Below are 14,102 nucleotides of genomic sequence, written 5' to 3'. Positions count from 1 at the left end.
ATGCCACCGTCCGCTGCGCACAGTCTACCAGACGCGCTGTTTTCCGCCGATGCGGTCAGACAGATTGATCGCTATGTGATTGATCAGCAAGGTATTGATGGTTTTGAGCTTATGCAGTCTGCCGCCCAGGCGGCGTTCAGACACCTGGTCCGGCACTGGCGCGATTGTGGTCCGGTGCTGGTTCTCTGCGGCGCCGGCAACAATGGTGGCGACGGTTATCTGGTTGCGGCCAACGCACAGCGTCATGGCATGGAAGTTCATTGTGTGGCCGTCGCACCAACCGAGAAGCTTACCGGCGATGCGCGAAAGGCCTGGCAAAAAGCGCTTACAGACGGCGTGGCTGTCGATGAACTGGCAGATATTCCGGAATCTGGCCTTAACGCGCTTTTTGCCAGTGCCGGGCTGATTGTTGATGCCATGCTGGGAACCGGCGTGTCGGGTGCGCCTCGTGAGCCCTTTGCCGCACTGATAGCGCGGTGCAACCGGGCGTCGGCGCCGGTCCTTGCGGTGGATTTACCCTCCGGGCTGAATGCGACCACGGGGGCGGCTGAGGGTGACGTGGTAAAAGCAACCATGACCGTCACCTTTATTGGCCTCAAAGCCGGCTTGTTTACCGGTCATGGGGTCGCAGTGTCCGGTGAGGTTGTGTTTGAGTCCCTTGGGACGGCTGATAGCGTTGCAGATAGCGGCCAGGAGCCGATTGCGCTCCGCCGTGACTGGGCGTCGGTTATGTCCTGGTTTCCGAAAAGACCGGCAAATGCTCACAAAGGCCGTTTCGGGCATGTGTTGGTGGTGGCCGGCGACCGCGGGTTTGGCGGAGCCGGCCTGCTGGCGGCTGAGGCCGCAGCGCGCTCCGGGGCCGGCCTGGTTTCTCTGGCAACCCGGCCCGAGCATGTGAGTGCCGCGCTCGCCCGGTGCCCCTCGGTCATGGTTCATGGCCTGATCCATGGGTCGGAATTGCCACCGTTGCTAGATGCAGCCTCGGTTATAGTCTGTGGCCCCGGGATCGGCCGCAGCGCCTGGGGCCAGCAGATGCTGGAGCAGGTCATTTCCAGCGGTAAGCCCCGGGTTCTGGATGCCGACGCGCTGAATTTGTTGTCCGCTCGGGTTGCCATTCCGGCGGATAACCATGTTTTAACCCCACACCCGGGCGAAGCTGCCAGATTGCTCAATTGTCTGGTGCCCGAAGTGGAAGCGGATCGAGTGGCCGCGGCCAGGAAATTACAGGCCATGTACGGCGGCACTGTACTCTTGAAAGGAGCAGGCACAGTGGTCGCTTCGGGTAACGCAGCAGTCGATATTGTCAGCGGCAGCAATCCGGGAATGGCCACCGGTGGCATGGGTGATGTGCTGTCCGGCATTATTGGTGCCGTCTACGCCCAGCTTGGCGAGGCGGACAAAGCGGCCGTTCTCGGTGCTTCGGTGCATCTGGCGGCCGCCGACAAAGCTTCAGAGACCCGGGGATTCATTGGGCTAATCCCCAACGATGTGATTGATGCACTGCCGCTGGTATTCCGCGAGTCTGAAAGCAGTCGGGTGCGGGAGGATTGATGAGCATGGTGGAGAATGAGCGCCGCCTGTTTCTCGAAAGCGAAGCTGAAACCGAGCGGCTGGGCCAGGAGTTGGCAAGACGTGTTGCCGAATCCGGCTGCGGCCTCGTGATCTATCTGGATGGCGATCTGGGTATGGGCAAAACCACCGTCAGCCGAGGTGTCATGCGTGGGCTGGGCCATACCGGCGCGGTAAAAAGTCCAACCTATACCCTGGTGGAGCCCTATGAGGACCTCCAGCCGCCGGCTTACCATTTCGACCTTTACCGGCTCGGTGATGCGGAAGAGCTGGAGTACATGGGCATTCGGGACTACTTCGCCGGCGATAATCTGTGTCTGATCGAGTGGCCCGAGCGGGGCAGAGGGATACTGCCCGACCCGGATCTGGAAATTCATCTGGAGCGGCAGGGTGAGGGGCGCTCTGTCGTCATTAGAGCCGGTTCTGAGCGGGGTCGCTGGGTACTCAGTGAGTTGCAAATGATTGGTCCGGACCACAGCTAGGTCGGGAACCTGATGGAAACTGGCAGGTAGGCTGTATGAGAATTGCTGAACTCAAAACAAGACTGGTCAAGCCGCTGGCACTGATGCTGGCTATCTTGGCGTTGTCCGTTTTGTGCGGAACAACGCTAGCCGGAACGCAGGTAGAAAGTGCGCGGATATGGCCAGCGCCAGACCATACTCGCCTGGTATTCGATACCGTCGGGCAGGTAGAGCACAACATCTTCTCTCTTTCTGGGCCGTCCCGCCTGGTCATCGACCTCAAGAACACCCGCCTGAAAGCCGATTTCTCCAGGCTGGATCTCTCCGGGAGCCCGATCAAGCGGATTCGCAGTGCGCCTCGCAACGGAAACGACCTGAGGGTGGTTCTGGATCTGGAAACGGATATCAAGCCCCGGAGCTTTCAGCTTGAGCCGAACCAGCAATATGGCCATCGGCTGGTCGTTGATCTGATTGATGAAAGCGGCAGCCGTCTGGAAAAGGCGGCCAAGCCAACCGTTACCCAGGATTCTGTTGGCAAACGGGATGTTATTGTGGTCATTGATGCCGGCCATGGTGGTGAGGATCCGGGTGCCATCGGCCCCAGAGGCACTCGCGAGAAAGATGTGGTTCTGAAAATGGCGAAAACCCTGGCCGGTCTGATCAATGACCAGCCGGGATACACTGCCAAGCTGACCCGCACAGGTGACTATTACATTGGCCTTCGCAACCGGACACTGCTGGCCAGAAAGTACAACGCCGATCTGTTCGTATCCGTACACGCAGATGCCTTCCGCACGCCCCAGCCGAAGGGGGCGTCGGTCTTCGCCCTGTCCCAGCGCGGGGCGACCAGTGAAACCGCCCGCTGGCTGGCAAACAGCGAAAATCGTTCAGACCTGATAGGCGGTGCGGGCGGATTGTCGCTGGATGGCCGTGACGACACGCTTGCAGGCGTGTTGCTGGATCTGTCGATGACCGCCAGTATCAACGCCAGCCTGGGTGTCGGCAGCTCGGTCCTTGGCAAACTCGGCCGCGTCGCGGAGCTACATAAGCCGGGTGTGGAGCAGGCTGCGTTTGTGGTGCTGAAATCACCGGATATCCCCTCCATCCTCGTGGAGGCCGGGTTCATATCCAACCCCCAGGAAGAGAAAAACCTATCGGCCGAGTGGTACCGCAACAAGCTGGCTGGCGCCATTATGAAAGGCGTTCACGATTATTTTCAGAAAACCCCGCCGCCGGGCACCTTGCTGGCCTGGCAGAAGCATAACCGCCAAGGTGGAAACAGCGTCAGTCAATACCGGATCCAGCATGGTGACACGCTTTCAGAAGTGGCGAGGCAAAACCAGACCACCGTCAGTGAGCTGATGCAGTATAACGACCTGCGGGATGACCGTGTTATGGTAGGGCAAACCATTCGTATTCCCGCGTCCTGATCAAGAGGTTTTCCCGTAATATGCCCCCCATTCGATTGCTGTCACCGCGGCTCGCGAACCAGATTGCCGCGGGGGAAGTGGTGGAGCGCCCCGCATCTGTCGTTAAGGAACTGGTCGAAAATGCCCTGGATGCCGGTGCCACCCGGGTTGATGTTGAGGTGGAGCAGGGCGGCGCCAAGCTGATCCGCGTGCGGGACGACGGCAGTGGTATTGAAGAGGCTGATTTGCCGCTGGCCCTGAGTCGGCACGCGACCAGCAAGATTGCCAGCCTTGATGATCTGGAAGCGGTGGCTTCCCTGGGCTTTCGCGGTGAGGCGCTCGCCAGCATCAGTTCTGTTTCCCGTCTGGCGCTGACCTCCCGGACGGCGGAGCAGGAGGCGGCTTCCCGGGTCGAGGTGGAAGGCCGGGAGATGGACGCCAGAATCTCTCCCGCCGCACATCCGGTAGGCACCACTGTTGAAGTGCGTGATCTGTTTTTTAATACCCCCGCCCGCCGCAAGTTTCTGCGCACTGAAAAAACCGAATTCAACCACGTTGAGGAGTGCGTGCGCCGGCAGGCCCTGAGCCGCTTTGATGCCGGCTTCACCCTCCGTCACAACCAGCGGGTTGTTCAAAGCCTGAGGCCCGCGGGTTCGGCCCTTGACCGGGAACGACGGATTGGCGCCCTGTGCGGACAGCAGTTCATCGACAATGCGGTGGTTATCGATGCGGAAGCGACGGGGCTTCGTCTCTGGGGGTGGGTCGCGCTGCCAACTTTCTCCCGCAGTCAGTCCGATCTGCAGTATTTCTTCGTCAACGGGCGGGTAATTCGGGACCGGCTGGTGGCCCATGCCGTGCGCCAGGCCTACCGGGATGTTCTCTATAACAACCGCCACCCGGCCTTTGTGTTGTATCTGGAAGTCGACCCGGCCACGGTGGACGTGAATGTACACCCCACAAAACACGAAGTCCGCTTCCGCGACGGTCGGCTGGTTCACGATTTTATCTTCAGAACCCTGCACAAGGCCCTGGCCGATGTTCGTCCGGATGATCATTTCCGGGGGGCGGTGGCCCAGTCCTTCGGCCGTGAAGCGTCGGCTCAGGCGGAAAGTTCGCCGGCCACGGGCGCTCCAGCCGGGGCTTCCTGGAATGGCCGGCCAGCGGTGCCGAATTACGGTCATTCAGGCGCATCAGTTGGATTCGGTGGTCAGTCACAGCCTCAGCAGGAATGGCGAGCCAGTGATCAGATGGCGTTCTATCAGTCCCTGAACGCCGGTGGTGGAACCGGAGGCCCCCAGTCGACACCGGTCCATGACGGGATTGTCTCGCCCATGCCGACGCCGCCGGTCGACAGTGATGAGGAGCCGCCATTGGGGTATGCCATTGCCCAGCTGCACGGTATCTATATTTTGGCCCAGGGTCGGGCAGGGATGATCGTGGTGGACATGCATGCGGCCCACGAACGCATTACCTATGAGCGGATGAAGCGAGCACTTGCCGAGCAGGACCTGAAAAGCCAGCCCTTGTTAGTTCCGCTGTCTTTGGCGGTCAGTCAGAAAGAGGCCGCGCTTACCGAGAGCCATGGCGAAGAGCTGCACAAGCTTGGCCTGCAGATAGAGCGGATCGGCCCGGAAACGCTGGCAGTCCGGCAGGTGCCGGCGCTTTTGCGGGGTGCCGACACGGAGCAGCTGGTGCGTGACGTGCTGGCGGATCTTATTGAGCATGGCCAGAGCGATCGGGTGGAAGCGGTTACTCACGAGCTGCTTGGTACCATGGCGTGTCATGGCTCGGTCAGAGCGAACCGTCAGCTCACCATTCCGGAAATGAATTCATTGCTCAGAGACATGGAGGCCACTGAGCGGAGTGGCCAGTGCAATCACGGCCGGCCGACCTGGACGCTGGTAACCCTGTCCGAGCTGGACAAGCTGTTCCTGCGGGGGCGCTAGCATGCCTCTGCCTCCGGCCATTTTCCTGATGGGCCCGACAGCGTCCGGTAAAACCGACCTGGCCATGTCTCTGTGCGAGCGCCTGCCTTGCGAGATCATCAGTGTCGACTCGGCCATGATATACCGGGGCATGGATATCGGCACCGCCAAGCCGACCCCCGAAGAGTTGGTCCGGGCCCCGCACCGGCTGATCGATATCTGTGATCCGGCTGAGACTTACTCGGCAGCCGATTTTCGCCGCGATGCGCTCGCTGCCATGGCCGAGATTTCGGCGGCGGGCCGGATACCCTTGTTGGTGGGTGGGACCATGATGTACTTCAAGGCGCTGCTGCACGGCATGTCCGGTTTACCTGCGGCAAGCCCGGAAGTACGCAGGACGTTGGAGCAGGAAGCTGCGGCACTGGGTTGGGAGGCCCTGCACCGTGAGCTGCAGGGCGGTGATCCAGTCGCGGCGGAACGGATCCACCCGAACAATCGCCAGCGACTGCTGCGGGCCCTGGAGGTTCTGCGCGTGACTGGTAAGCCGATTTCAGCGTTCTGGCAGGCGGAGGTTGCAGGTAAAAACAACGAGGGCGTGGCCGAGCCAGGCACTGGAAGCGATATTGAGGATTACACCTATTTCACCCGCTGGCAGGCAGACGAAACACCTTTGCTTCCGTATACTGTGGTTCAACTTGCCATGATGCCTCCGGAGCGGCGAGTGCTTCACGAGAGAATCCGACAGCGCTTCCTCAAGATGCTGGAGGCGGGCTTTCTCGACGAGGTGCAAGCATTGATGCTCAGGGAAGACTTGCACCCTGATCTCCCTTCCATGCGTTGTGTCGGCTATCGTCAGGCCTGGAACCATTTGTCCGGGGTAGACGACTACGACACATTTGTAAGCAAGGGCATTGCGGCCACACGCCAGTTGGCGAAGCGGCAGTTGACCTGGTTGCGTAAGTGGTCCGATGTGGACTGGCTGGACAGCGACGACAAACTTATCTCTGAAGCAGCCTTGAAAAAAATCAGACTTCGCACCACATTTAGTTCTAACAAATGACGATCTGCACTTACTAAAAAACAGGAGAAAACACATGTCAAAAGGGCATTCGTTACAAGACCCTTACCTTAATGCATTGCGCAAGGAACGCATTCCGGTTTCCATCTTTCTGGTGAATGGTATAAAACTCCAGGGCCAGATTGAGTCCTTCGACCAGTTCGTGATTTTGCTGAAAAACACTGTCAGCCAGATGGTCTACAAGCACGCTATCTCCACTGTGGTCCCTGCCCGCAATGTTCGCATTCCGCAGCAGGCGCCGGGAGGAGAGGACGAGTCTGAAGACTGATCCATCCGCTTTCCCGGTATTGCCACCCGCGTTCCAGAGGACCCTTTTCAGGGGTCTGATGGCCGCGGGTGTTTGTTTTTATAATATTGACAATTTCACTGTCCTGGAGCTGATGCCACTTGTTTGAACGTCCTGATGTCGGTGAGCGCGCGATACTTGTCCACATCGATTTTACTGCCCATGACGGCACGGAAGACCCCGGCGAGTTTCGGGAACTGGTAACGTCCGCCGGCGTTGAGCCGGTGGGCACGGTAACCGGTTCCCGCAAGCAACCCAGCCCGAGATTTTTCGTTGGCGAGGGTAAGCTGGAGGAAATTCGTGACGCCGTGGCCGCCAGTGAAGCCGATGTTGTGCTGTTCAATCATGCACTGAGTCCGCGTCAGGAAAAAAATATCGAGCAGGAGCTCAAGTGTCGGGTGCTCGATCGTACCGGTGTGATTCTCGACATCTTCGCTCAGCGCGCGCGGACTCACGAAGGTAAGCTGCAGGTGGAGCTGGCACAGCTCGACCACATGTCGACGCGGCTGGTGCGGGGTTGGACCCACCTGGAGCGGCAAAAGGGCGGTATCGGTCTTCGGGGTCCCGGTGAAACCCAGCTGGAAACCGACCGTCGCCTGCTTCGGGAGCGGATCAAGTCCATCCACAAGCGTCTTGAGAAGGTTCGTCGGCAGCGGAACCAGGGTCGCCGGGCTCGTCAGCGTGCGGACATCCCAACCGTGTCTCTGGTGGGTTATACCAACGCAGGAAAGTCCACCTTATTCAATCGAATTACCACTTCATCCGTATATGCTGCAGACCAGTTGTTCGCAACTCTGGATCCGACGCTGCGGCGTCTGGAACTTCCGGATATCGGGCCGGTCGTAATGGCGGACACAGTCGGCTTCATCCGGCACCTTCCCCACAAGCTGGTTGAAGCATTCCGGGCGACCCTTGAGGAAACGACGCAAGCGACCCTCCTGCTGCACATTATCGACAGCCACGACAGCCGCCGTGACGAAAATATAGAACAGGTTGAAGCGGTGTTGGCAGAGATCGGGGCTGATGAGATCCCGATGCTGCAGGTGTTTAACAAGATCGACCTGCTGGAAGATTTCGCGCCGCGAATCGAGCGCAATGAGGACGGTGTTCCCGTGCGGGCCTGGGTGTCTGCAGTGACCGGGGAAGGGCTCGACGGCCTATTTGACGCTATCGTCGAGCGGGTAGCGGAAGATGTTGTGCACCACTTTGTTTTGCTCGGCCCTGCCGATGGTAAGCTTCGCGCGCTGCTGCATGAGGCCGGTTCCGTGCTGAGTGAGGAACACCGCGAGACAGGGGATACGGTGTTGGAAGTTCGCCTGCAGAATCGGGACTGGTTGCAGCTTCTGAGCCGGGCCGGAGTGAAGGAAGAATCGGTCAGGCTCGAGTTCGGGCATGCCTGAAACCGGAACGGCTATTGCCGGGGCGGACATAAATCCCTAGTATTTGCAGCCATTCTATTTATCAGTCAGTAACGGAGAGTACTATGGCCTGGAATGAACCGGGTGGAAACCGTAACGACAACGACCCCTGGGGTACCGGTGGTGGTCGGCGCGGCAATGATCAGGGTCCGCCAGACCTCGATGAAGCATTAAAGAAAGGGCTGGACAAGCTCAACAAGATGTTGGGCGGCAAAGGTGGCAAGTCAGGCGGCAATGGCGGCAGTACCGGCGGAAGCAGCGGTGGCTTTGGCGCTATCCTGGCCCTCGCTGCCATCGTTGTTGTTGGCTATGTCATCTTCCAGTCTTTCTATACAGTGGATGAACAGGAGCGAGCCGTTGTTCTGCGTTTCGGGGAGTACGACCGGACAGAGAGCCCGGGTCTGCGCTTCAAGGTGCCGTTGATTGATGATGTCACCAAGGTGCGGGTTACCAACGTCCGTACAGCCGATTCGACTGGTCAGATGCTGACCCAGGACGAGAATCTGGTGAGCGTTGATCTGCAGGTACAGTACCGGGTCAGCGATGCCCGTGACTACGTGCTCAATGTCCGTGATTCCAACCAGGCTCTGGCTTTTGCCACCGACAGTGCACTTCGGCACGAAGTGGGTAGTGCCACTCTGGATGCTGTTTTGACGGAAGGCCGGGTCGAGCTTGCAGTCAATGTTGAGCAGCGGCTTCAAAACTTTCTGGACCAGTATGGTACTGGTCTCCAGGTAGTGCGGGTAAACGTGGAAAGCACCCAGCCGCCTGAGGCGGTTCAGGATGCGTTCCGGGAAGTGCAGCGAGCCCGTGAAGACGAGCAGCGACTGAAGGAAGAAGCGGAAACCTACCGCAACAAGGTTGTACCGGAAGCCCGCGGCCAGGCTCAGCGCATGGTTGAGGAAGCGGCGGCTTACAAGGCCCAGGTGGTTGAGCGCGCAGACGGTGAAACTGCCCGGTATATGGATCTGCTGACCGTTTACGAGAAGGCGCCTGAGGTCACCCGAGAGCGCATGTATCTGCAGGCCATGGAGAATGTGTTGGCCAGTTCCAGCAAGGTACTGGTGGACACCAAGTCCGGCGATAACATGATGTACCTGCCTCTGGATCGGCTGACCCGTCAGGGCAGCGCCAACATGGCCTCGGGCCGGAATGAGAGTGCCGGGGACGCCGGAAGCCTGACCGGGCAGGTTGATATCCAGTCCCTGACGGACCAGGTGCTTCGCGAATTGCGTAATCGCCAGACCACCACGACGAGAGAGGGGAGATAATCATGGGACCCAAAAGCATTATCGGTCTTGCTGGTACCCTCATCATTCTGTTGTTGGTATCGTCCAGCGTTTACATTATTCCGGAAACCCACCGTGGTGTAATGCTGCGTTTCGGAGAGCTGGTTGAAACCAACGTTCCCGCGGGCATTCATTTCAAGGTTCCCGTTATTGATGAGGTTCGGCAATTCGACGTACGGGTTCTGACCATGGACGTTCCCGCGCGTCAGTACCTGACCATTGAGAAAAAGCCGCTGGACGTTGATTCCTATATTGCCTGGCAAATCACCGACGTAGATACCTTCTACCGGGCCACCGGTGGTGATGAATTCCGGGCCCAGAATCTTCTCGCTTCGCGGGTGGACACCGGCCTTCGCAATGAGTTTGGTGTTCGTACCATGCATGAGGTGGTTTCAGGCGAGCGCGATCAGCTGATGGCTGCACTCAAGGATCTGGTCAACGAAACCGCGCTCAACGAGTTTGGCATTCGGGTGCTGGATATTCGCATCAAGGCCATTGAGCTTCCCGAACAGGTCCGTGGGAACGTGTATCGCCGCATGGCGACTGAACGTGAAAAGCTGGCTCAGGAGTACCGTTCACGTGGTCGCGAGGCCGCTGAAGGGATTAGGGCCGATGCCGATCGTCAGCGCACGGTGGTTCTGGCGGAAGCTTTCTCCAAGTCCGAGCAGCTTCGCGGTCAAGGCGATGGTCAGGCGGCGCAGATTTACGCCGATGCCTACAGTCAGGACGGTGAGTTCTTCAGCTTCTATCGAAGTCTTTCCGCCTACCAGAATGCGTTCTCCAACAAGGACGACATCATGGTGATCGACTCGGAAGGCGATTTCATGAAGTACATGAGGGACCCCCAGGGCGCTAAGTGATACGCACCTGAGAGTTGAAATAAACCGGAATACATCCGTATTCCGGTTTTTTTGTGCCTGCCAACCGTGTAAAATTCTGGCGGTTTTGTGTCGGGTTTTCTGCCCGAATGTCGCCTTAAATCCTGTGTGATCCCCTGGCCAACTGCGCTGGTGCGGATATAACGGACAACGGAATCTCATGACAGTATCTGATCGCTGGTTACTGCCGGACGGGGTAGAGGATATTCTGCCTCCGCTGGCCGGACGGATCGAATCCCTTCGTCGGGATGTAATGGATACCTGCCAGCGCTGGGGTTATCAGCTGGTAATCCCGCCGCTTATTGAATACCTCGAATCCCTGTTCACCGGGACCGGACACGATCTGGAACTGCAAACCTTCAAACTGACCGATCAGCTGACCGGACGGATGATGGGCGTTCGGGCGGATATGACACCCCAGGCTGCCCGTATCGACGCCCACACCCTGGGTCAGGATGGCATAACCCGCCTATGCTACGCTGGCCATGTGCTCCATACCCGTCCGCGCCATATGCTGACCGGACGGACGCCGATCCAGGCAGGCTGCGAGCTTTTTGGCAGCGCTTCTGAAGCAGCGGATATGGAAGTGATCAGCCTGATGCTGGAAACCCTTCGGGTTGCCGGGCTACCGCGTGTTCATCTGGATTTGGCCCACGTGTCGATTTACGAGAGCCTGATTGGCGAGGCCGATTTTGACAGGGACACCGAAGCCGCGATTTTTGACGCCATGGCCCGTAAATCGGTGCCCGAGCTCGACGAGTTGCTTGGCGCATGCCCTGCCGGGTCTGCTGGCGCACGCCTGTGTGAGCTCGCAAGGGTCAGTGGCGGCCCGGAGGCGCTGACTGAGGCGCGTCGTGTCCTGCAGGGAGCATCCGAAAATCTTGATGCGGCACTGGATCAGCTCGGCCGGGTATCGGACATGCTGGGCCGGGACTACCCCGACATCAGCTTCGGCTTCGATTTCTGCGAGTTGCGTGGCTACAACTACCACACCGGTCTTGTGTTTGCCGCTTACGTTCCCGGACACGGCGACTCGGTGGCCAAGGGCGGACGCTACGATGCCATTGGTAGTGATTTTGGTCGAGCGCGGCCTGCGACTGGTTTCAGTCTCGATATCCGCGCTCTGGTAGCCCTGGGTGAGCGGCCGACGCGGAACGCCGGTGCAGTCTGGGCACCTGCGGACGACGACCCTGCCCTTGAAGGTGTGATTTCCGGTCTTCGAATGACGGAAACCGTTGTCCGGGCGCTGCCGGAAGACAATAGTACTGATCCGGCCGCCAGGGGCTGTGACCGGAAGCTCGTCAAACAGAGCGGCCAGTGGGTCGTGGAAAAGTTGGGCTAACGCCCCCTCCGGGGCTTTGGTGATTTCATTTACAGGTAAACTTGCGAAACGCCTGTCCTTCGGGGCAGCCGCATTGAGAGAGAATCATGGGTAAAAACGTTGTTGTGCTGGGCACCCAATGGGGTGATGAAGGCAAGGGTAAAATCGTTGATTTGCTGACCGACAAGGTCACAGCCGTCGTTCGCTTCCAGGGCGGGCACAATGCCGGTCATACCCTGGTCATTGACGGCAAGAAAACGGCGCTTCATCTGATCCCGTCCGGTATCCTGCGCCAGCATGTTTACTGCCTGATTGGCAATGGCGTCGTTCTGTCCCCGGAGGCGCTGCTCAAGGAAGTGCGTGAGCTGGAAGCCAATGGCGTCGCTGTCCGTGATCGTCTGCGGATCAGCCTGGCATGCCCCCTTATCCTGCGTACCCATGTCCGTATTGACCAGGCCCGTGAGCGGGCCCGCGGTGTCGACAAGATCGGCACGACTGGCCGCGGTATTGGTCCGGCCTATGAAGACAAGGTTTCTCGGCGTGGCCTCCGGCTGGGCGATCTGTGCAATCTCGCCGGGTTTGAGGTAAAGCTGCGGGAAATCATGTCCTTCCACAACTTCATCCTGACTGAGTACTTCAAGGAGGAGGCTGAGGACATCGATGCAGCCCTGGAAGAGCTGAAACTGATGGGCGAAGAAATCCTGCCCATGGCGGCGGATGTTACCGATATGCTTCATGACTTCCGCAAGCGTGGCGAAAACATTCTGTTTGAGGGGGCCCAGGGCTCTCTGCTGGATATTGATCTTGGTACCTATCCGTATGTGACTTCTTCCAACACTACGGCCGGCGGTACTGCCACTGGTTCCGGTTTCGGTCCGCTGTTTCTGGATTATGTGCTGGGCATCACCAAGGCTTACACCACCCGTGTTGGTTCAGGTCCGTTCCCCACGGAACTGTTCGACGATATGGGTCAGCACCTGGCTGTGAAGGGCAATGAGGTGGGAACCACCACGGGTCGTTCTCGTCGTTGTGGCTGGTTTGATGCGGTTGCCCTGCGCCACGCAATTCAGATCAACAGCGTTTCCGGCATCTGCCTTACCAAGCTGGATGTTCTGGATGGAATGGAAACGGTGAAGGTCTGTGTCGGCTACAAGACGCCAAACGGCGAAATCACTCGCCCGCCCATTGGCTGTGATACCTACAAGGATATCGAGCCGGTGTATGCCGATCTGCCGGGCTGGAGCGAGAGCACTGTGGGCCTGACCAGCCTGGAGCAGCTGCCGGAGAATGCCAAGGCCTATATCCGCTTCCTGGAGGAGCAGATTGAAGCGCCGATTGATGTGATCTCCACCGGGCCGGACCGTGTTGAAACCATCACACTCCGTCATCCGTTCGGCGAGTAATTGCCAGCGGAACAAGAACCGCCCTGCCAGTCGGCACGGCGGTTTTTTTGTGTTAAAGGGGGCTCTTTGTATTCAGGGCTTTTGGGCAATCAGTGTTGCGCGCAAGGGTCCCGGATAGCCTTCGACCGTTTTTGACGGGTCGTCCGGATCCAGGAAGTCCTGCAGGGAATTGAACCGCATCCAGTCGGTGCTGCGCTGCTCGTCTGTCGTGGTGGCGGTCACATCAACCACCCTGGCATTGCGGTACCCGGTGCGGTCAAGCCAACGCAGCAGGGTATCGCAGGTAGGCAGGAACCAGACATTGCGCATCTGCCCGTAGCGATCCTTGGGCATCAGGCTGTAGCCCTCGGGGCCTTCAACCACCAGAGTTTCCAGTACCAGCTCTCCGCCTCGCCTCAGTGTCCCCTTGAGTTCAAGGAGATGGTCCAGCGGTGACCTGCGATGGTAGAGGACACCCATCGAAAACGTGGTATCAAAGGTCTCAAGACCTTCCGGAATATCCTCCATCCGGACCGGCAGCAGGTCTACCGGTACATTGCCCAGGTAATCCTTGACGCTCAGGAACTGGCACAGGAACAGCAAGCCGGGATCGATGCCGATGACCCGGCCAGCACCTTCCCCCAGCATTCGCCAGCAGTGATAGCCGGAGCCGCAACCCACATCAAGAATACGACGGCCGGAAAGGTCTGAAAGGTAGGGGGACACTCTGTCCCACTTCCAGTCGGAGCGCCATTCGGTATCAATCCGGGTACCGAAGAAATCGAAAGGGCCCTTGCGCCAGGGCATCAGCCCGCGTAATCCCTGCTGCAGTTGCTCCCGCTGCTCCGGCGTGAGCGCCTGTGGCGATGCCAGCGTTACTGCGGAGCGGTCCAGGTGTGCCTTCACACCGGCCATCTCAGGCAGGCGCGCGAGGGCGGCTAGCCAGCGATCGAGATCGCCATGGGGGTTGTCGTCAAAGCGGCGGGTCAGTTGCTGCCTGAGCGTTTGTGCCCAGTCATCAAGGCCGTCCTCTGAAAGCTGATTAAGAAGCGGCCCGAATCGGGTTTTCCAGTCGAAGTCTGCCAT

At 59.0% G+C, this 14,102-nt stretch carries 12 protein-coding genes; 11 read left to right on the top strand and 1 reads right to left on the bottom strand.

All coding sequences use genetic code 11. The features are described from left to right. From ACN0XM_RS07685 to ACN0XM_RS07635, 11 genes are all read left to right on the top strand, one after another. On the top strand, positions 1-1,551 hold the full coding sequence (locus tag ACN0XM_RS07685) for an NAD(P)H-hydrate dehydratase (RefSeq protein WP_417566339.1): 1,551 nt from the start codon (positions 1-3) through the stop codon (positions 1,549-1,551). Then, entirely contained in the window at positions 1,551-2,051 is a 501-nt protein-coding gene (gene tsaE, locus ACN0XM_RS07680; RefSeq protein ID WP_417566338.1) for a tRNA (adenosine(37)-N6)-threonylcarbamoyltransferase complex ATPase subunit type 1 TsaE, read from the top strand. Before ACN0XM_RS07685 ends, tsaE begins: the two co-directional genes overlap by 1 nt. Before the next feature lie 83 nt (positions 2,052-2,134). Next, positions 2,135-3,460, top strand: a complete 1,326-nt coding sequence (locus ACN0XM_RS07675; protein ID WP_417566601.1) for an N-acetylmuramoyl-L-alanine amidase — start codon at positions 2,135-2,137, stop codon at positions 3,458-3,460. 20 nt (positions 3,461-3,480) lie between these two features. Next, the gene (gene mutL / locus ACN0XM_RS07670) at positions 3,481-5,385 is read left to right on the top strand and encodes a DNA mismatch repair endonuclease MutL (RefSeq protein ID WP_417566337.1); all 1,905 of its coding nucleotides are present in this window, start codon (positions 3,481-3,483) and stop codon (positions 5,383-5,385) included. A gap of 1 nt (position 5,386) precedes the next feature. Continuing rightward, on the top strand, positions 5,387-6,424 hold the full coding sequence (miaA, locus tag ACN0XM_RS07665) for a tRNA (adenosine(37)-N6)-dimethylallyltransferase MiaA (protein ID WP_417566336.1): 1,038 nt from the start codon (positions 5,387-5,389) through the stop codon (positions 6,422-6,424). Positions 6,425-6,458: 34 nt separating this feature from the next. Beyond that, positions 6,459-6,710, top strand: coding sequence for an RNA chaperone Hfq (hfq, locus tag ACN0XM_RS07660; RefSeq protein WP_417566335.1), 252 nt, complete (start codon positions 6,459-6,461; stop codon positions 6,708-6,710). A 119-nt stretch (positions 6,711-6,829) separates the two neighbouring features. Then, a complete protein-coding gene (gene hflX, locus ACN0XM_RS07655) occupies positions 6,830-8,128 on the top strand; it encodes a ribosome rescue GTPase HflX (RefSeq protein WP_417566334.1) in 1,299 nt (432 codons plus the stop codon). Positions 8,129-8,211: 83 nt separating this feature from the next. Then, entirely contained in the window at positions 8,212-9,417 is a 1,206-nt protein-coding gene (gene hflK / locus ACN0XM_RS07650; RefSeq protein WP_417566333.1) for an FtsH protease activity modulator HflK, read from the top strand. Between the two features lie 2 nt (positions 9,418-9,419). Further along, entirely contained in the window at positions 9,420-10,295 is an 876-nt protein-coding gene (gene hflC, locus ACN0XM_RS07645; protein WP_417566332.1) for a protease modulator HflC, read from the top strand. A gap of 178 nt (positions 10,296-10,473) precedes the next feature. Further along, complete coding sequence (locus ACN0XM_RS07640; protein ID WP_417566331.1) at positions 10,474-11,655, top strand: ATP phosphoribosyltransferase regulatory subunit; 1,182 nt, start codon at positions 10,474-10,476, stop codon at positions 11,653-11,655. An 86-nt stretch (positions 11,656-11,741) separates the two neighbouring features. Then, entirely contained in the window at positions 11,742-13,037 is a 1,296-nt protein-coding gene (locus ACN0XM_RS07635; RefSeq protein WP_417566330.1) for an adenylosuccinate synthase, read from the top strand. Positions 13,038-13,109: 72 nt separating this feature from the next. Here the strand turns inward: ACN0XM_RS07635 and cmoB are convergent, their stop codons facing one another. Next, complete coding sequence (gene cmoB, locus ACN0XM_RS07630) at positions 13,110-14,102, bottom strand: tRNA 5-methoxyuridine(34)/uridine 5-oxyacetic acid(34) synthase CmoB (protein WP_417566329.1); 993 nt, start codon at positions 14,100-14,102, stop codon at positions 13,110-13,112.

The organism is Marinobacter sp. (assembly GCF_048269445.1).
Lineage (GTDB): Bacteria > Pseudomonadota > Gammaproteobacteria > Pseudomonadales > Oleiphilaceae > Marinobacter.
Note: the sequence above shows the minus strand (reverse complement) of the source record. Positions and strands in the feature narration are given on the sequence as shown.